The sequence below is a fragment of the Micromonospora citrea genome (assembly GCF_049629545.1).
GTDB classification, from domain to species: domain Bacteria; phylum Actinomycetota; class Actinomycetes; order Mycobacteriales; family Micromonosporaceae; genus Micromonospora; species Micromonospora citrea_A.
Genome location: NZ_JBNADX010000019.1, coordinates 73,165 through 90,989, shown reverse-complemented (window position 1 = coordinate 90,989; position 17,825 = coordinate 73,165). Strand labels below are relative to the sequence as shown.

Annotated in this window: 14 protein-coding genes; 7 read left to right on the top strand and 7 right to left on the bottom strand. The window is 74.9% G+C overall.

Features of this window, described 5'->3' with window-relative positions; all coding sequences use genetic code 11:
- Nucleotides 1–125 precede the first annotated feature (125 nt).
- On the top strand, nucleotides 126–512 hold the full coding sequence (locus ACPFP2_RS20525) for a VOC family protein (RefSeq protein ID WP_424090785.1): 387 nt from the start codon (nucleotides 126–128) through the stop codon (nucleotides 510–512).
- 51 nt (nucleotides 513–563) lie between these two features.
- Here the strand turns inward: ACPFP2_RS20525 and ACPFP2_RS20520 are convergent, their stop codons facing one another.
- From ACPFP2_RS20520 to ACPFP2_RS20495, 6 genes are all read right to left on the bottom strand, one after another.
- Entirely contained in the window at nucleotides 564–1,340 is a 777-nt protein-coding gene (locus tag ACPFP2_RS20520; protein ID WP_424090784.1) for a hypothetical protein, read from the bottom strand.
- Between the two features lie 169 nt (nucleotides 1,341–1,509).
- The gene (locus ACPFP2_RS20515) at nucleotides 1,510–2,535 is read right to left on the bottom strand and encodes a hypothetical protein (protein WP_424090783.1); all 1,026 of its coding nucleotides are present in this window, start codon (nucleotides 2,533–2,535) and stop codon (nucleotides 1,510–1,512) included.
- A gap of 193 nt (nucleotides 2,536–2,728) precedes the next feature.
- Nucleotides 2,729–4,798 (bottom strand): 3-hydroxyacyl-CoA dehydrogenase NAD-binding domain-containing protein, encoded by a 2,070-nt coding sequence (locus tag ACPFP2_RS20510; protein ID WP_424090782.1) that lies wholly within the window; start codon nucleotides 4,796–4,798, stop codon nucleotides 2,729–2,731.
- The gene (locus tag ACPFP2_RS20505; protein WP_424090781.1) at nucleotides 4,795–5,988 is read right to left on the bottom strand and encodes a thiolase family protein; all 1,194 of its coding nucleotides are present in this window, start codon (nucleotides 5,986–5,988) and stop codon (nucleotides 4,795–4,797) included. Before ACPFP2_RS20505 ends, ACPFP2_RS20510 begins: the two co-directional genes overlap by 4 nt.
- Nucleotides 5,989–6,277: 289 nt before the next feature.
- The gene (locus ACPFP2_RS20500) at nucleotides 6,278–7,591 is read right to left on the bottom strand and encodes a ribonuclease D (protein WP_424090780.1); all 1,314 of its coding nucleotides are present in this window, start codon (nucleotides 7,589–7,591) and stop codon (nucleotides 6,278–6,280) included.
- Between the two features lie 127 nt (nucleotides 7,592–7,718).
- The gene (locus tag ACPFP2_RS20495) at nucleotides 7,719–8,291 is read right to left on the bottom strand and encodes a DUF3000 domain-containing protein (protein WP_424090779.1); all 573 of its coding nucleotides are present in this window, start codon (nucleotides 8,289–8,291) and stop codon (nucleotides 7,719–7,721) included.
- Between the two features lie 206 nt (nucleotides 8,292–8,497).
- On the opposite strand from ACPFP2_RS20495, the gene hemE reads away from it, so the two are divergent.
- From hemE to ACPFP2_RS20465, 6 genes are all read left to right on the top strand, one after another.
- Complete coding sequence (hemE, locus tag ACPFP2_RS20490) at nucleotides 8,498–9,640, top strand: uroporphyrinogen decarboxylase (RefSeq protein ID WP_424090778.1); 1,143 nt, start codon at nucleotides 8,498–8,500, stop codon at nucleotides 9,638–9,640.
- A gap of 11 nt (nucleotides 9,641–9,651) precedes the next feature.
- A complete protein-coding gene (hemG, locus tag ACPFP2_RS20485) occupies nucleotides 9,652–11,085 on the top strand; it encodes a protoporphyrinogen oxidase (protein WP_424090777.1) in 1,434 nt (477 codons plus the stop codon).
- The gene (hemQ, locus tag ACPFP2_RS20480; protein ID WP_424090776.1) at nucleotides 11,082–11,783 is read left to right on the top strand and encodes a hydrogen peroxide-dependent heme synthase; all 702 of its coding nucleotides are present in this window, start codon (nucleotides 11,082–11,084) and stop codon (nucleotides 11,781–11,783) included. The genes hemG and hemQ overlap by 4 nt, the downstream gene beginning before the upstream one ends.
- Nucleotides 11,784–12,041: 258 nt before the next feature.
- Nucleotides 12,042–12,368, top strand: a complete 327-nt coding sequence (locus tag ACPFP2_RS20475) for a CU044_2847 family protein (RefSeq protein WP_424090775.1) — start codon at nucleotides 12,042–12,044, stop codon at nucleotides 12,366–12,368.
- Between the two features lie 24 nt (nucleotides 12,369–12,392).
- Entirely contained in the window at nucleotides 12,393–14,960 is a 2,568-nt protein-coding gene (locus ACPFP2_RS20470) for a trypsin-like peptidase domain-containing protein (RefSeq protein WP_424090774.1), read from the top strand.
- On the top strand, nucleotides 14,957–16,330 hold the full coding sequence (locus tag ACPFP2_RS20465; RefSeq protein ID WP_424090773.1) for an extracellular solute-binding protein: 1,374 nt from the start codon (nucleotides 14,957–14,959) through the stop codon (nucleotides 16,328–16,330). The genes ACPFP2_RS20470 and ACPFP2_RS20465 overlap by 4 nt, the downstream gene beginning before the upstream one ends.
- On the opposite strand, the gene ACPFP2_RS20460 is transcribed toward ACPFP2_RS20465, so the two are convergent.
- Nucleotides 16,305–17,786, bottom strand: a complete 1,482-nt coding sequence (locus ACPFP2_RS20460; protein WP_424090772.1) for a hypothetical protein — start codon at nucleotides 17,784–17,786, stop codon at nucleotides 16,305–16,307. The two genes, ACPFP2_RS20465 and ACPFP2_RS20460, sit on opposite strands and share 26 nt — an antisense overlap.
- Between the last annotated feature and the right edge of the window lie 39 nt (nucleotides 17,787–17,825).

Below are 17,825 nucleotides of genomic sequence, written 5' to 3'. Positions count from 1 at the left end.
GTCAGCCCGACGGGCGAGAGGAGGTGCGGTCCCATGTCCACCATGTCGATCACCGCGCCCCGCCCGGTCCGCCGCTGACATCCCACTCACGCGGGGCGCTTCCAGCCATCTGCGGAGGAACCACCGTGAGTGCACGGATCCACAACGTCGGCATCGACTGCCGCGACACGTACGCCCTGGCCGGCTTCTGGGCCCAGGTCTTCGAGTGCCCCCGCCAGCCGGACGACTTCCCGGGTGACCCGGAGGCGATGCTGTTGCCGCCGGGCGGGCCGGAGGTGCTCTTCCTGGCCGTGCCGGAGGGTAAGACGGTGAAGAACCGTCTGCACCTGGACCTCGAACCCGCCGACCGGAGCCGGGACGAGGAGGTCGAGCGGCTGCTCGGCGTCGGCGCCGTCCTGGTGGCCGACCACCGTCGGGCCGACGGCTCCGGCTGGGTGGTGCTGGCCGACCCGGAGGGCAACGAGTTCTGCGTGCTGCGCAGCGCCGCCGAACGGGCGGCCACCGCCGGCTGACGGACGGGGCCGGCGTCCAGGTGGACGCCGGCCCCGGTCACGCCGTACGGGTCAGTTCTTCTGCTCGATCGCCGCGCGCATGGCGGGCAGTTCGGCCGCCGCCTCCTGCCCGCTCTTGAAGTAGACGATGATCATGCCGAGGCTGCCCTTGTCGCTCCACACGCAGACGCCCAGCGGCACGTTCGCGGTCTCGGCGTCGCCGCACTTCGCCACCCCGCCGAGCGGGCCGGCGTCGACGGTCTTCATCTGCGCGATCTTGACGTCGCTCTGGCCCGCGCCGGTGATGGTGTCCTCGAGGGTCTTCTCCGGGTCCGCGTTCAGGCCGGAGGCGGCCGCGACCATGACCAGGTCCTTCTTGGCGGGGGTGCCGTAGAACGCGCCGGCGGTGCTGGTCGCGTCCGGGAGGGTCTTGTTCAGCTCCGCCTCGAGCTGCTTGGCGCCCTCGGTCAGCGCCGGGTCGGTGGACTTGGCCCGGCCGGCGAGGGTGTCCGGCGCGACGACCCGGGTGTTGATGGCCTCGACACCCTCCTTGACCTCGTCCTTGACGGCGAAGAACGCGATCGCGGCACCGCCCAGGCAGAGCACCAGCACCACGGCGAGCGAGATCAGCACGATCTTGCCCACGTTGGACTTCTTCTTCTGCGGCGGGCCGCTCTGGTTGCCGTACGGCTGGCCGGGCTGCGCGGGGTACACGGTCGGCTGCTGCGGGTGGTCGCCGGACTGCGGCGGGGCCGGGTGGCCACCCGGCTGCTGCGGCGGCGGGTACGAACCGTAGGGCGCGCCGTTGTCCGGCTGCGAGGGATAGGGATTGGCCGGCGGCTGGGACATCAGGTCAGCTCCAGATCGTCAGGTGAGGACGGGTGATCTTAGGCCGGGCCACCACCCGCCCGCTGTCCCGTCCCACCCCGCCCGACCGGGGCGCCAGGGGTGTCCGGTGGCGGCGGCCGCAGTCGTCCACAGGGGACGCCACGGCCGCTCCGACCTGCGGATCCGTCCGTCAGGACCGCTTCTCGACCTGGCCCCGGATGGTGGCGAACTCGGCCTTGGCCTTGGACGCGGAGGAGAAGAACATCACGATCATGCCGACGCTGCCCTCGTCGGCCCAGACGCAGACGCCGAGCGCGATGCCGGAACTCTTGCCGTCGCCGCACTTGGCCACCCCGCCCAGCGGCCCGGGGCTGATCGAGGCGACCTTCTTGACCGACAGGGAGGTGGAGAGGCTCTTGATCGCGTCGTCGAGCTCCTTCTCCGGGAAGAGGACCGGGCCGGAGACGCCGGAGATCATCACCATGTTCCGCTTGGCGGCGCTGCCGTAGAAGGCACCCACCGCGCCGGTCTCGTTGGTGACGTCGCTCTTCATGTCCCGGACCATCTCGTCGGCGATCCGACGCAGCTGCGGCTCGGTGTTCTTCGCCCGGCCGGCGAGGGTCTTCGGGGTGACCAGCCGGATCTCCGGGGCCGGTTCGACCTCTTCCTCGGACTCCGACGGGCTCGGCTCCGGCTCGGCGCTGGCCGTGACGCCCAGCGACGGGCTGGGGGTGGGAGCCGGCTTCTCGTCGTCGCCGGAGAGGGCCACGTACGCCAGCCCGCCCCCGCCGAAGCAGAGCACCAGCAGCCCGACGAGGGCCAGCGAGAGGATCAACCCCATCCGGGACTTCTGCGGCGGCGGGGCGGGCGGCAGGCCGTACGCCGGGGCGCCGGCGAAGCCGTCCGGCGGCACCGCCGGATACCCGGCCGGCTGCACGCCCGGGTAGCCGGCCGGCGACACCGGCGGCTGCACCCCCGCCTGCCCCGGCTGGTACGCCGGGTACGGCGAGGTGGGCTGCGGGGCGGGCGGGTACCCGTACGCCTGGGTGGGCTCGTGGTGACCGCCCTGCTGCGGGACCTGCGGCCACGCCTGCGGCGGCGGCTGGGCGCCCGGATGACTGCCCGGCGGCCAGTCCCCGGGCGGGGGCTGGTGCGGGGGCGGGAACGATCCGGGCTCCGGCTGCGTGGACCAGGGGTCGACCGGCGGTGTGGACATGATCAGCTCCAGGCGAAGATGAGAACGCGTGATGGTAGCGAGCCGCGGGCCGGCTCCGCTGCCCCGCACCGAGTCTGACCCGGTACCGCAAACCGTCGCCGCCCCCGGTCCGACCGTGCCGCACAGACGACCGCGGTGGCCGGCGACCCCCGGCAGGGGGTGCCGACCACCGCGGTCGCGGGGGAGCGGAGGATCAGGCGCGCAGGCTGGCCACCCCGCGCGGCAGGAACCGCCGGCCGGTGACCTGCTCGGAGGTGCCGGTCCGGTCCAGGTACGGCGTCACACCGCCCAGGTGGAACGGCCAGCCGGCGCCGAGGATCATGCACAGGTCGATGTCCTGCGCCTCGGCGACGACGCCCTCGTCGAGCATGAGCCGGATCTCCTGCGCCAGCGCGTCGAGCGCGTTCTGGCGCACCTGCTCCTCGGTGAGCGGCTGGTCGCCGACCACGAGCAGCTTGGCGACCTCGTCGTTGATCTGGTCGTCGACCACGATCGGCTGGCCCGAGTCGGCGATCCGCTTGAGGTTCTCGCTGACCGCGAACCGGTCCGGGAAGGCGGCGTGCAGGGTGCCGCCCACGTGGTACGCCACGGCCGGGCCGACCAGCTGGAGCAGGGCGAGCGGCCGCATCGGCAGGCCCAGCGGGTCCAGCGCGCGGTTCGCCACCTCCAGCGGGGTGCCCTGGTCGACGGCCGCGAAGACCGTGCCGAGGAAGCGGGTGAGCAGCCGGTTGACCACGAACGCCGGGGCGTCCTTCACCAGGACGCTCGACTTCTTCAGCTGCTTGCCGACCGCGAACGCGGTGGCCAGCGTGGCGTCGTCGGTCCGCTCGCCGCGGACGATCTCCAGCAGCGGCAGCACGGCGACCGGGTTGAAGAAGTGGAAGCCGACGACCCGCTCCGGGTGCTCCAGCTCCTCGGCCATCGCGGTGATCGACAGGCTGGAGGTGTTGGTGGCGAGCACCGCCTCCGGCTTGACGATCTTCTCCAGCTCGGCCCAGACCTGCTTCTTGACGTTCAGGTCCTCGAAGACGGCCTCGATGACGAAGTCGGCGTCGGCGAAGACGCCCTTGTCGACCGAGCCGCTGACCAGGCCGTACAGCTTGGCGGCCGTGCCCTTGTCCATCCGGCCCTTGCTGACGGCCTTCTCGATCTGGGTGTGCACGTAGCCGACGCCCTTGTCGACGCGGGCCTGGTCCAGGTCGGTCATGACGACCGGCACCTGGAGGCGGCGGGCGAAGAGCAGGGCGAGCTGGCTGGCCATCAGGCCGGCGCCGACGATGCCCACCTTGGTGACCGGGCGGGCCAGGCCCTTGTCCGGCGCGCCGGCCGGCCGCTTGGCCCGCCGCTGCACCAGGTCGAAGGCGTACAGGCCGCTGCGCAGCTCCTCGGAGAAGAGCAGGTCGGCCAGGGCCTCGTCCTCGGCGGCGGTGCCGGTGGCGAAGTCGGCGTCCTTCGCCGTCTCCAGCAGGTCCAGCGCCTTGTACGCGGCCGGGACCGCGCCGTGCAGCCGCTGGTCCAGGGTCTGCCGGGCGAAGTAGAGCACGCCCGCCCACATGTCCTTGTCGACCTCGGGCCGGGTCACGGTGACCTTGCCGGAGACGACCCCGGCGGCCCACTCCAGGGACCGCTCCAGGAAGTCGGCCGGCTCCAGCAGCACGTCCGCGATGCCCATCTCGGCGGCCTGCTTCGGCTTGAGCATCTTGTTCTGCATGAGCGGGTTCTGGATGATCACCTGGGTCGCCGCCGGGATGCCGATCAGGTTCGGCAGCAGCTGGGTGCCGCCCCAGCCGGGGACCAGGCCCAGGGAGACCTCGGGCAGCGCGAGCGCCGCCGCGCCGGCCGACAGGGTCCGGTAGTGGCAGTGCAGGGCCAGCTCCAGGCCGCCGCCCATGGCCGCGCCGTTGACGAACGCGAAGGTCGGGACCTCGCTGTCCTTCAGTCGGGCGAAGACCCGGTGGCCCAGCCGCCCGACCTCCAGCGCCTGGTCCCGGTCGGCGAGCTGCGGCAGGCTGGTGATGTCCGCGCCGACGCAGAAGATGTACGGCTTGCCGGTGACCGCGATGAACGCCGGGTTCGCCGCCAGCGCGGCGGTGATCGCCTCGTCCAGGCTGGTCAGGCCGCCCGGGCCGAAGCTGTTCGGCTTGGTGTGGTCGAAGCCGTTGTCGAGCGTGATCAGGGCGGCCGGACGGTCCAGCCCCGGCACGTTCACCTGGCGCAGCAGCGCCTTGGTGACGACCTCGTTCGGTGCGGCGAGCGCGCTCACTTGTTGCCCTCCCAGTGCGGGTTCTCCCAGATCACGGTGCCGCCCATGCCGATGCCGATGCACATGGCGGTGAGGCCGTAGCGGACCTCGGGGTGCTCGGCGAACTGCCGGGCGAGCTGGGTCATCAGCCGCACGCCCGAGGAGGCCAGCGGGTGGCCGATGGCGATCGCGCCGCCCCACGCGTTGACCCGCGGGTCGTCGTCGGCGATGCCGAAGTGGTCGAGGAAGGCGAGCACCTGCACGGCGAAGGCCTCGTTCAGCTCGAACAGGCCGATGTCGTCGATGGTCAGCCCGGCGATGCGCAGCGCCTTCTCGGTCGACGGGATCGGGCCGACGCCCATCACCTCGGGCTCGACGCCGACGAAGCCGTACGACACCAGCCGCATGGCGATCGGGAGGCCCAGCTCGCGGGCGGTCTCCTCGGCGGCGAGCAGGCTGGCGGTGGCGCCGTCGTTCAGGCCGGCCGCGTTGCCCGCGGTGACCCTGCCGTGCGGGCGGAACGGGGTCTTGAGGGTGCCGAGCTTCTCCAGCGAGGTCTCCCGGGGCGCCTCGTCCACGGTCGCCAGGCCCCAGCCGGCCTCCGGGTCGCGGACCGCGACCGGCACCAGGTCGCCCTGGAGCTTGCCGTTGGCGTACGCCTTGGCGGTCTTCTGCTGGGAGGCGAGCGCGAACGCGTCGGTGCGCTCCTTGGTGATCTGCGGGACCCGGTCGTGCAGGTTCTCCGCGGTGGCCCCCATCACCAGGGCGGACGGGTCGACCAGCTTCTCCGCGATGATCCGCGGGTTGGGGTCGACGCCCTCACCCATCGGGTGCCGGCCCATGTGCTCGACACCGCCGGCGATGGCGATGTCGTACGCCCCCATGGCGATGCCGCCGGCGACGGTGGTGACGGCGGTCATCGCGCCGGCGCACATCCGGTCGATGGAGAAGCCGGGCACGGTCTTGGGCAGGCCGGACAGCAGGGCGGCGGTGCGGCCGATGGTCAGGCCCTGGTCGCCGATCTGGGTCGTCGCCGCGATGGCGACCTCCTCGACCCGCTCCGGCGGCAGCTGCGGGTTACGGCGCAGCAGCTCGCGGATGCAGCGGATCACCAGGTCGTCGGCGCGGGTGTTGGCGTACATGCCACCCGCCTTGCCGAACGGGGTGCGGACGCCGTCGACGAAGACGACATCCCTAACTTCACGGGGCACTTGGAGCCTCCTCTTCGACCATGATTCGCCCTGCGCGCCGCCAGGCGGCGCTACGGACCGAACGAAGGTCGGCCGGCACTGGCGTTTCCCCGGATGCTACTCGTCAGTAACCAACCTCGACACCACCCTCCGTGTGGCCCACCCCACACCCTTCGCTCATCTCCCACCGTCACCTCCTGCCTCTCCGCCCCCGCCCCGCCCTGTTGATCGAGAAGTTCGCGTCCGCCGCACGACGTGTCGCGGACGCGAACGTCCTGATCAACCCGGTGGTCGGGTGGGGGCTGGGTGGTCAGGGGGTGGGGGTGGGGAGGGCTTCGGTGAGGGCGGGGACGAGCAGGCGGAGCTGCCACTCGCGGGCGCCGAAGCCGCGCAGTACCTCGGCGACGGTGTCCTCGGTGATCTCGTCCGGGGGCTGCCAGGCCAGCCGACGGATCGAGTCGGGGGTGATCAGGTTCTCCGGGGGGAGGTCGTGCTCGCCGGCGACCCGGACCACGATCTCGCGGCAGCGGGCCAGCCGGCCGGCCGCCACCGGATCACGCTCCGCCCAGCGGTGCGGCGGGGGCGGCCCCTCCACCGTCGGGGCCACCGGCAGGGCGTCCTCCGGCAGCTGACGGGCGTCGTCCAGCGCCGCGAGCCAGGTGCGCGCCAGCCGGCGTACCGAGCGGCCACCGAACCCGGGCAGGGTGAGCAGGGTCTTCTCGTCCTTCGGGTCCAGCTCGGCGGCGGCGACGATCGCCGAGTCCGGCAGCACCCGCCCCGGAGCGGCGTCGCGCCGGGCGGCGATCTGGTCCCGGGCGTACCAGAGGGAACGGACCCGGGCCTGCGCCCGCGCCCCGCGTACCCGGTGGATGCCCGAGGTGCGCCGCCACGGCTCCGCGCGGGCCCGCGGCGGCCGCGCCCCGTTGCGGACCAGCGCTGCGAACTCCTCGGCCGCCCACTCGGACTTGCCCTGGCGGGCCAGCTCCTCGTCCAGGGCGTCCCGGAGGTCGACCAGCATCTCCACGTCCAGGGCGGCGTAGGTCAGCCAGGACTCCGGCAGCGGCCGGCTCGACCAGTCCGCCGCCGAGTGGTGCTTCTCCAGGGTGTAGCCGAGCAGCTGCTCGGTGAGGGCGGCCAGGCCGACCCGCTCGAAGCCGGCCAGCCGGGCGGCCAGCTCGGTGTCGAAGAGCCGCCGCGGGCGCAGCCCCACCTCGGCCAGGCAGGCGAGGTCCTGGCTGGCGGCGTGCAGCACCCACTCCGCCCCGCCGATCGCCTCGTCGAGCACGGTCAGGTCGGGCAGCGGCAGCGGGTCGATCAACGCGGTCCCCGCGCCCTCCCGGCGTAGCTGCACGAGGTAGGCGCGCTGGCTGTAGCGGTACCCCGAGGCGCGCTCGGCGTCCAGGGCCACCGGGCCGGCGCCCGCGGCGAAGCGGGCCACGACCTCGTCGAGCGCCGCCGGGGTCGCCACCGGCTGGGGCGTGCCGTCGCGCGGCGCGGTGAGTGGGACGGGGCCACCGTCGGGCTGGTCGGTCCCCGCGTTCTCCGGCTCCGGCGCGGCCGAGGGTGAGGCGTCTCCCGTACGGCTTTCGGCGGCCCGACGGCGCAGGGGTGGTTCGTCGGTCACCTGACAACCCTAGTGCGCCGCGCCATCCGGTGTGCGCAGCCGGTCCGACGTGTGTCGGTGAGGTGTCCGGCGGATGGCCGGACGGGACGGGACGACCGGGTCGACACGACGCGACCGGGCGACCGGGTCAGGCGGCGCCGGCCGGCCGGCGCTCGGAGAGCGCGGTCACCCCGGGCGGCGGCAGCCCCGCCGTGGAGGCGAGCAGTGCGCACCAGGCCTCCAGGTGGGGGGCCAGGTCGTCGCCGAGCGGCGTCCAGGACGCCCGGATCTCGATGTCCCCGGCGGCCGGCGGGCCGGCCAGTTCGCCGAACTTCGTCGACAGGGTCTGGGTGATCGTGCCCCCCGCCGCGCGGTACCGGGCGTCGTGCGCGTCCAGGGCGTCGATCAGCCAGGTCCAGCCCACACCGGGCAGCAGCGGGTCGGCGGCGAGGTCGACCTCCAGCTCGGCGGTGACGTAGGTGACCAGCCGCAGGGTGCCCCGCCACGCCTCGTGCCCGGCCGGGTCGTGCAGCAGGATCAGCCGTCCGGTGGCCACCTCGTCGTCGTCGCGCAGCACGGTGGCCGAGAGGGCGAAGGCGTACGGGGCGAGCCGCTGCGGCGCGCCGACCTCCTCCAGCACGATCTCGGCCCGGGGAGTCACCGACCGCAGCCCGGCGACCGCGCGGACGAAGGTCTCCGGGAGCGCGATCGGGGGGGCCATGTCGGCAGCCTATGCCGCGCCCGGGCCGCCCGCCCGGACGGCACGCCGATGGTGGGCGCGGTCCCACCCCGCCCGACCCGCCGGGACGCCACCCGGCGGGACACCGTCGCGCCCGCCGCGCCAGGGCCGTACGGCCCTGCGGACGAGGGTCACAAAAGGCGGCGCTGCCCGCTGCGCCCGCCCGGCCGCGTGGCACGATTGCCGCGATGACCACCGACACCACGGGCACTGCCGCCCGAGACGGAGAACCCCGCCGCAGCGGGCCGGCCGACTCAGCCTTCGTCCGGGCCTGCCGCCGCGAGCCGGTCCCGCACACCCCGGTCTGGTTCATGCGCCAGGCCGGCCGCTCGCTACCCGAGTACCGGGAGATCCGGGCCAACGTGGGGATGCTGGACTCCTGCCGCCGGCCGGACCTGGTCGCCGAGATCACCCTCCAGCCGGTGCGCCGGCACGGGGTCGACGCCGCGATCCTGTTCAGCGACATCGTGGTGCCGGTCGCCGCGGCCGGCGTCGACCTGGACATCGTGGCCGGCACCGGCCCGGTGGTGGCCGAGCCGGTGCGCACCCGCGAGGACGTCGAGCGGATCCGCCCGATCACCCGCGACGACGTGTCCTACGTGGACGAGGCGGTGCGGCTGCTCGTCGCCGAGCTGGGCGACACCCCGCTGATCGGCTTCGCCGGCGCCCCGTTCACCCTGGCCAGCTACCTGGTCGAGGGTGGGCCGTCGCGGACCCACGCGAAGACCAAGGCGCTCATGTACGGCCAGCCGGAGCTGTGGCACGCGCTCTGCGCCCGCCTGGCGGAGGTGACCGAGGCGTTCCTGAAGGTCCAGGTCGACGCCGGGGTCTCCGCCGTGCAGCTCTTCGACTCCTGGGCCGGCGCGCTGTCCGAGGCCGACTACCGCCGCTACGTGCTGCCGCACTCGGCGGCGGTGCTGGCCGGGCTGGCCGACGACTGCTCCGGGTCGCGGCGCGGCGACGGACGCGCCGAGCCGGAGCAGTCGCAGGGCGTGCCCCGGATCCACTTCGGGGTGGGCACCGGCGAGCTGCTCGCCGCGATGGGCGAGGCCGGCGCCGACGTGGTCGGCGTGGACTGGCGCACCCCGCTGGACCAGGCCACCCGCCGGATCGGCCCGGACCGGGCGGTGCAGGGCAACCTCGACCCGTGCGTGCTGCTCGCCCCCTGGTCGGTGGTGGAGACCGAGGTGCGGCGGATCCTGGAGCAGGGCCGCGCCGCGCCCGGCCACGTGTTCAACCTCGGTCACGGCGTCCTGCCGGAGACCGATCCCGACGTGCTGACCCGGGTGGTCGCGCTGGTGCACGAGGTGTCCGCGCGACCGACCGACTAGGGAGGACGACGATGCGGCAGCCCTGGCGGATCGCGGTGATCGGAGGCGGGATCACCGGGCTGGCCGCCGCCGTCCGGTTGCGCGACCGCGCCCCCGCCGGCACCGAGATCACCGTGTACGAGCGCTCCGGCGCGCTCGGCGGCAAGCTGCGCACCGGTGAGCTGGCCGGCTCGACGGTCGAGTTCGGCGCCGAGTCGTTCCTGATGCGCGACCCGGCCACCGGGGGCGACTCCGCCGCGGTGGCCCTGGTCCGCCGGCTGGGGCTGGCCGACGAGATCGTGCACCCGAGCGTCGGGCAGGCCGCGCTGGTGGTCGACGCCGGGCTGCGCCCGATCCCCGGCGGCACGCTGATGGGCGTACCCGGTGACCTGGCGAAGGTGGCCGAGGTCGCCGAGGCGGACGCGGCGGCCGACCGCGACGGCGGCCGCCCGCTGCTCGGCCCCGACGAGGACGTCAGCGTCGGCGCGCTGGTCCGGCCGAGGTTCGGCGACCAGGTGGTGGACCGCCTGGTCGACCCGCTGCTGGGCGGCGTGTACGCCGGCCGCGCGGACGACCTGTCGCTGGTGACGACCATGCCCGCGCTGGCCCGTGCGGCACGCGCCGAGCACACCCTGACCGCGGCGGTACGGGCGGCGCAGGCCGCCTCGGCCCGGACCGCGCAGGCCGCCGCGCCCGGCCCGCCCCGGCCGATCTTCGGCACCCTCGCCGGCGGGATGAGCCGGCTGGTGGAGGCGGCGGCGACGGCCAGCGGCGCGAAGATCCGGCTGGACGCGACGGTCCGCGACCTCACCCGCGGCCCGGCCGGCTGGCGGCTGACCGTCGGCCCGACCCGGGACCCGGAGCTGGTCGAGGCGGACGCGGTCGTGCTCACCGTGCCGGCCCGCCCCGCCGCCCGGCTGCTCGCCGGCGTCGCCCCCGAGGTCGCCGCCACGGTCGGCGCCCTGGACTACGCCAGCGTCGCGCTGGTCAGCCTCGCCCTGCCCCGACCGGAACTGCCGGCGCTCTCCGGCTTCCTGGTGCCGGCCACCGAGGGGCTGCTGATCAAGGCGTCCACCTTCTTCACCACCAAGTGGGGGCACCTGGCCCGGCCGGACGGCGTCGCCCTGGTCCGCGCCTCCGTCGGCCGGTACGGCGACGAGGCGCAGCTCCAGCTCACCGACGACGACCTGCTGGCCACCGTGCACCGGGAACTGTCGCAGGTGCTCGGGGTGGCGCTGCCCGCGCCGCTGGCCGGGCACGTGCAGCGCTGGGGCGGGGCCCTGCCCCAGTACGCCCCGGGTCACCTCGACCGCCTCGCCGCCGCCCGGGCGGCGCTGCGCACGGCCCACCCGACGCTGGTCCTGGCCGGCGCCGGTCACGACGGGGTCGGCATCCCGGTCTGCGTCCGCTCCGGCGAGACGGCGGCCGGGGAGATCATCGAAGCACTGGGAGGATCGGGTCAATGACCGAGCAGACCAACGCGGCCCGGCTCAAGGAGCTCAACGCCAGCATCCGCTACACCATGTGGTCGGTCTTCCGGGCCACCAGCCCGCTGCCGTCGCTGCGGGAGAACGTCACCGGCGAGGTCGAGTCCCTGTTCGAGGAGTTGGCCGGCAAGGACGTGGTGGTCCGCGGCCTGTACGACGTCGCCGGCCTGCGCGCCGACGCCGACCTGATGATCTGGTGGCACTCCTCCTCCAGCGACGCGCTGCAGGACGCGTACCTGCGGTTGCGGCGGACCACGCTGGGGCGGGCGCTCACCCCGGTCTGGTCGCAGATGGCGCTGCACCGGCCGGCCGAGTTCAACAAGAGCCACATCCCGGCGTTCCTGGCCGGCGAGGAGGCCCGCCCGTACCTCTGCGTCTACCCGTTCGTCCGCTCGTACGAGTGGTACCTGCTGCCGGACGCCGAGCGGCGTGAGCTGCTCGCCGAGCACGGCCGGCTGGCCCGCGGCTACCCGGACGTGCGGGCCAACACCGTCGCCTCGTTCGCCCTCGGCGACTACGAGTGGATGCTCGCCTTCGAGGCCGACGAGTTGCACCGCATCGTCGACCTGATGCGCGACCTGCGCGCCTCCGGCGCCCGCCGGCACGTGCGGGAGGAGATCCCGTTCTACACCGGCCGGCGTCGCTCGGTCGCCGACATCGTCAACTGCCTGGTCTGACCGGCGGTCCGGTGGCCTGCCGCGCGGCGGGAGGCCACCGGCACCGGTCGACGGCCGGCCGGGCGGGCGCGGCACCGGTGTGCACGCCTCCGTTGCCCTCGCCGCCGGCGCATCGCGCCGCCGGGCAAGCGTTCTGTCGGATGTCGGACCGCCGGTTGTCCTGATCGTCTCCGGGACGGCCGGGCGGGAGCGCCGACGGTAACGTGACAGATCCATCGCGGTAACTTTCCGTGCCGTCGGATCCGTCGGGAGGCCAGGTTGTCCCAGCTCGTCGAGTTCCCGTTGGAGGGCGGTGGCGCCATCCGGGTGGAGGTCCCCGACGAGGAGGGCGTGACCCCGGTCGGCCGGGCCGGCGACGCGGTGGCCCGGGCGCACGAGACCTGGGAGTCGGTGCTGGAGAGGCTCCGCCCGCTGACCGCCACCGTCCTGCGCACCGTACGCGACGCCGCCGAACCGCCGGACCGGGTCTGCGTGGAGTTCGGCGTGAAGCTCACCGCCAAGGCCGGGCTCGTCGTCGCCAGCGGCACCTCCGAGGCCAACCTCAAGGTCCAGCTCGAATGGAACCGGCCCGGCGACACCGCCTGAGCCGGTGGCGCCGGGCGACACGTCATGCACGCAGCGAGAGGGCAGCCGCCGGGCCGGCCGGTGCCCGACGACGCCCAGCTCGCGGTGGCCGCCGTGCTGGACGACGCCGGAGTCGTCCACGGCGCGGCCTTCCTGATCGACTCCACCCGGCTGCTGACCTGCGCCCACGTGGTGCAGGCGGCGACCGGCCCGGATCACCCTCCGCCCGGCGGCACCGGCCTCACCCTGGTGACACTGGCCTTCCCGCTGGTCGCGCCGGACCGGCACGTCGCCGCGGTGGTGCTCCCGCAGCACTGGCAGCCGGCCGGCCCGGACGGCTCGGGCGACGTCGCCGTCCTGCAACTGCTCGGGCCGGCGCCCGCCGACGCCCGGCCGGTCCGGCTCGCCCGCCCCGGCCAGGCCGGCACCCGCGACCGGACCTGCCGCGTCTTCGGCTTCCCCCGGTCCCTGGCCGAGGGGCGGTGGTTCGAGGGACGGGTCGTCGGGCCGGTCGGCGGTGGCTGGATCCAGCTCGCCAACCGCACCGACGCCGGGTACCGGATCGAACCGGGCTTCTCCGGGGCGCCGGTGTGGGACAGCCGGATGCGCTGCGTCATCGGCATGGTCGTCGCGGTCGACAAGTGGCTGCGGCCGCAGCTGGACTACCCGGCCGCCTTCATGATCCCGATCCGCCGCCTGCCGGTGCCCGACCAGTTCGGCCGGCCCCGGGTGCTGCCCCGCTGGCGGCAGCCACTCAGCCGGTGGCGTACCGACCCGTCCCCCGCCCCGGACCGGCCGGGACCCCGACGCCGGGTCGCGGCGGTGCTGGTGGCCCTGCTGCTGGCCGCTCTCGTCGTCGCGCCCGAGCCGCTCACCACCTGCGCCACCCCGGTCGAGCTGCGGGTGGCGGCCGCACCGGACGACCTGACCACCTACGAGTCGGTGGCCGCCGCGTACGAGTCGTGGGCCACCGCGCGGGCCGGCGGCTGCCGCCCGACCAACGTCTTCGTCTACCCCGCCGCCGCCGGGGACGTGGCCCAGGGGCTCAGGCTCGGCTGGTCGGCGGCCGCCGGCCGGCCGGCCGGCGATCGGGACCCGGGTACGCCGGGCTGGTACCCGGCCGACGTCGGGCCGCGCCCGGACGTCTGGTTCCCCGGGGCCGAGCTGCCGGCGGCGCAGGTGCTGGGCCTGACCACGGTCCGCGAGTACCGGGTCGTCGCCCGCTCCCCGCTGGTCCTCGCGGTGCCCCGGGGCCGCGTCGAGTCCGGGCGCGACGACCCGGACCGGCAACGCGCGCTCTCCTGGCCGGAGCTGTTCGCCAAGGCCAGCCGCGCGCCGGGGGAGGAGCCGTTGCCCACCGACTCGGGCCGGCGGGTGGCCGGCACCGGGTGGCAGGTCGTCCGCCCCGACCCGATGGTGTCGCCCGAGGCCCGGATGGTCGACGTGGCGCTCTACGACGGCGCGCCCGACGCGACCCGGATCCGGCAGTTGGAGCGCCGGCTGGCGGTCGCCCAGGACGGTCACGGGTTCCCGCTGGGGAGCCTGGCCGCCGTGCTGTGCCGGCAGCGGCAGCTCGCCCTGGACCCGGCCGAGCCCGCGCTGCCCGCGCTGATCACCACCGAGCAGGCCCTGGTCCAGTTCAACCTCGGCGAGCGGCTCGGCGGCGGCTGCGTGGAGCGTGGCCGCCCGCCGTGGGACCGGTCGCTGCTGGCGTTCTACCCGGAGGTGACCCCGGCGGCGGAGCACCGGATGGTCCTGCTGGACTGGCCGGCCCCGACGCAGAGCGCCGGCGCCCGCGCCGCGGCGCAGGACTTCCTGCGCTGGCTGACCGGGGTCGGCCGGGACGCGCTGCTGGCCCGGGGCTTCCGGGTGCCGGACCTCGACCGGGCCGGCCCGGTGCTCAGCGAGATCAACGGGGTGCTGCCCGGGTGGCTGCTGGACAACCCCCAGTGGCAGCTGACCGACGCCGGTGACCCGCTGGCGCTCGGCGCCGCCGACCGCCGGTACCAGGAGGCCCGCCGGCCGGCCCGGGTGCTGCTGGCGCTGGACACGTCCGGATCGATGCTGGCGGAGGCGGGTCGGGGCACCCGCTTCGACGTTGCCGTGGACGGGGTCGCCGGCTCGCTCGACCAGCTGGGCGGTCGGGACGAGGTCGGCGTGTGGGCGTTCTCGACGGCGCACCGGGGGTCGGTGGCCCGGCTGCGGGAGGTGGGCCGGGCCGACCCGGCGCGGGACGCCTCCCTGCTCGACCGGCTCCGTCGTACCGTGCCGGCGGGGGACACCCCGCTGTACCGGACCATCGACGCGGCGGTGCGGGAGGTGCGCCGGCGCGGTGACCCGCGTGACGAGCACCTGCGGGCCGTGGTGGTGCTCACCGACGGTCGGGACACCGCCAGCGGAGCGCTGGCGCCCCGGCTCGACGGCGACCCCCCGGTACGCCTCTACGTGATCGCCGTCGGCGAGGCGAGCTGCGACGACCGGCTCCGGGCCCGCACCCTCCGGCAGACCACCCTGGCCACCGGCGGCGCGTGCGTGCAGGCGGCGGCCGGGACGGTGGACCGGGCCCTCGCCGGGCTGTTCCGTCAACTGTGGGAGAAGGGAGCCGAGCAGTGACCGATCCGGAACCGACCGGCCCGCCCGTCGTCCGCCCCCGCCGGTGGCGGGTCCCGTCCGGGTTCCTGCTCGGGGTGGCGGTCGGCACGACGGTCGGCGTCGTCGCCACCGTCGGGTGGTACGCGGCGACCCGCGAGCAGCCGTTGGAGCGCGGGCAACTGGTGATCCTCAGCGGCAAGGACACCAGCCCCGGCGGCCAGCGCGACGAGCTGGTCAAGCTCTGGAACGAGCTGCACCCGGAGAGCCCGGCCCGGATCCGGCCGGCGCCCGTCACCACCGACCAGCAGCACAGCGAGATGGCCGCCGTCGCCCAGGCGCAGGCCACGAACCCGGGGCAGGATCCGGAGAACGACGTCGACATCTACAACCTGGACGTGACCTTCACGGCGGAGTTCGCGGCCGCCGGGTACCTGCGTCCCATCGACGAGTCCCGGCTCGGCGCGGGTCATCTCGACGCGTTCGTCCCGGAGGTGCTCGACGGCTGCCGCTACCAGGGCTCACTCTGGGCGCTGCCGTTCAACACCGACGCGGGCCTGCTCTTCTACCGGTCCGACCTGCTCGGTGCGGCCGGGCCGGGGTCGGGGCACCCGCGGTTCGACTGGGACGCCGTCATCGAGCGCGGCCGCGCCCTCGCCGGGCCCGGCAGGGGCGCGCAGGCGTCGATGGCCGGCTACGTCGGGCAGTTCGGGCCGTACGAGGGGCTGACCGTCAACGGCATGGAGCTGATCTGGTCCGCCGAGGTGGACCGGCTCGTCGACGAGACGCAGAACCGGGTGGTCTTCCAGCGGGACCGGTGGGAGCGGCGGCTGCGCGACGTGGCCGCCGCCAGGCCGGCCGGGCTGCTCGTGGGCGACGCCTTCGCCGTCCCCGGCGACGAGGGCCGCAGCCTGCGGGACTTCCGGGAGGGCCGGGCGCTGTTCATGCGCAACTGGCCGCTGAACTACCGGTCGTTGACCGCACCCGACGCGGCCCCGGCCACCCCGGTGCCGTTCGAGGTCACCCTGCTGCCCGGCCCGTCGGCGCTGGGCGGGCAGAACCTGGCGGTCGCGAAGCACACCCGACAGCCGAGGGCGGCCCAGGCGCTGGTCGAGTTCCTGACCAGGAAGGAGGCCCAGCGCAAGCTCTTCGCGCTCGGCGGCTTCGCGCCGACCCGGGCCGACGTGTACGCCGACGCCCAGTTGCGCGAGCAGTTCCCGTACCTGCCGCTGCTGGCCGACGCGGTGGGGCAGGCCCGGATCCGGCCCCGGGTGCCGCACTACTTCCAGTTCAGCCGGGTGTTCCGGGAGGGTGTCCGGCGGGCCCTGGAAGGCGACGGGAGCCTGCCGGAGAACTTCGAGGCGCAGCTCAACCAGGCGTTGCAGGGTGGTTGAGGTCGCCCGGGGCCGTGCGGGTCACGATCCCGGCCGCAGGGTCGTCCGCCGTCAGTTCGGGCACGCCCGCGTCGGTGAGCACGCGCAGCATCATCGGCACCGGCAGCCGGGGGTTGGCCGCCGCCGAGCCGGCCAGTTCCCGGTCGTCGAAGAGCTGCATGAGTCGTTGCAACGGCAGCCGCCCGTCGCGGGCCATCGCCGAGCGGACCTCGGGGGTGTCGTCGTGGCTGAGCCGTTCGATCAGCGCCGGCGGGGCCTGTGGGTCGTGGGCGACCAGCGCGCGGGCCCTCGGCGCGGGCGAGTCGGCCAGCCGGGCCAGCCCCACGGTGGGGAAGTTCGGGTGCCGCAGGAGTCGGGCGAGGGAGTAGGCCTCGCGCTCCAGGTACGTGGCCAGCAGCAGACCACCGGGCGGGTCCGGGTGATGCTCGCAGAGCATCAGCCGGACGGCGAAGTCCTCGTCTGCCGCGAGCAGCGCCACCAGGTCCGGTGGCAGCCACCGGCTGGTGGCGGCGAACCGGCGCAGCCCGACGTGGGCCGAGTGCGCGCAGCGCCGCAGCAGGTCGAGGTCGTCGAGCCGCCGGGAGAACCAGGTCGGCACGGTCACCCGGGTGCCCGGGTCGACCTGGTAGTCGATCGCGGCGCGCTGCTGCTCGGTCAGCTCGGGGCGCAGCGACACGGCGAGCCGGACCGGGAGTGACGGGTCCCGGCCCAGTTCGTCCACCAGATCCGCCGGCAGGTGCGGGTTGTACGCCACCGCGGCGCGCCACGCCTGGTCCGGGTGGCGGGCGAACCGTTGCGCCGTCGGCCGGTCGAGGGCCGCCTCCTCGGCCACCCAGCGCGCGGGCCAACCCTTCGGCTCCTCCACGGCCAGCACCGGCGCGACCAGCTCCGGTCGGGTCCGGCAGCCCCGGCGGACCGCCGCGGCGCGAACGGTCGGGTCGGTGTCGTCGAGCAGCCGGTCGACGATCTCGTCGGGCGCGTCCGCCCAGTGGTCGACGGCGGTCGCCCGCACCACCGGGTCGGGGTCGGCCAGCAAGGCCTGGCGGACGGCGGCGGGGAGGGTGGGCATGTCGTGGGCCACGGTCAGCCGGACGAGTGGTTCCGGGTCGGCGGCGAGCCGGGCCAGGATGGCGTCCGGCGGTGCGATGCCGTCCCGGACCTGCCAGTGCACGTGCGCCGCCAGGGCGGCGCGCACCTGCCGCTTCGGATGGTCCACGAGTGCCGCCAGCCGCCCCACGGGCACCAGCGACATCTCCAGCAGGTCGAGCAGTGGTCGGTGGTCGGCCTCGACGACCAGGGCGTCGTACAGATCCGGCGGCAGGTCGGCGCGGTCGGCCAGCAGGTGTAAGCCCCGGTGGCGTACCAGTCGGAGCAACACGTCGGCGGGAGCCGCCGGGTTGCGGGCCAGCGCGTACATACGCAAGGTCTCCGGGCTGTGGCCGTACAGGTGGTCCACCGCGTCCTCCCCCGACCGGTCGCCGTGCCCGCCGGGACG

Coding starts and splice junctions, on each gene's coding strand:
- ACPFP2_RS20495 (WP_424090779.1), bottom strand. CDS start 8,291: ATGGCCCCCCCGATCGCGCTCCCGGAGACCTTCGTCCGCGCGGTCGCC.
- ACPFP2_RS20520 (WP_424090784.1), bottom strand. CDS start 1,340: ATGTCCCAGCCGCCGGCCAATCCCTATCCCTCGCAGCCGGACAACGGC.
- hemQ (WP_424090776.1), top strand. CDS start 11,082: ATGACCGAGCAGACCAACGCGGCCCGGCTCAAGGAGCTCAACGCCAGC.
- ACPFP2_RS20470 (WP_424090774.1), top strand. CDS start 12,393: ATGCACGCAGCGAGAGGGCAGCCGCCGGGCCGGCCGGTGCCCGACGAC.
- ACPFP2_RS20515 (WP_424090783.1), bottom strand. CDS start 2,535: ATGTCCACACCGCCGGTCGACCCCTGGTCCACGCAGCCGGAGCCCGGA.
- hemE (WP_424090778.1), top strand. CDS start 8,498: ATGACCACCGACACCACGGGCACTGCCGCCCGAGACGGAGAACCCCGC.
- hemG (WP_424090777.1), top strand. CDS start 9,652: ATGCGGCAGCCCTGGCGGATCGCGGTGATCGGAGGCGGGATCACCGGG.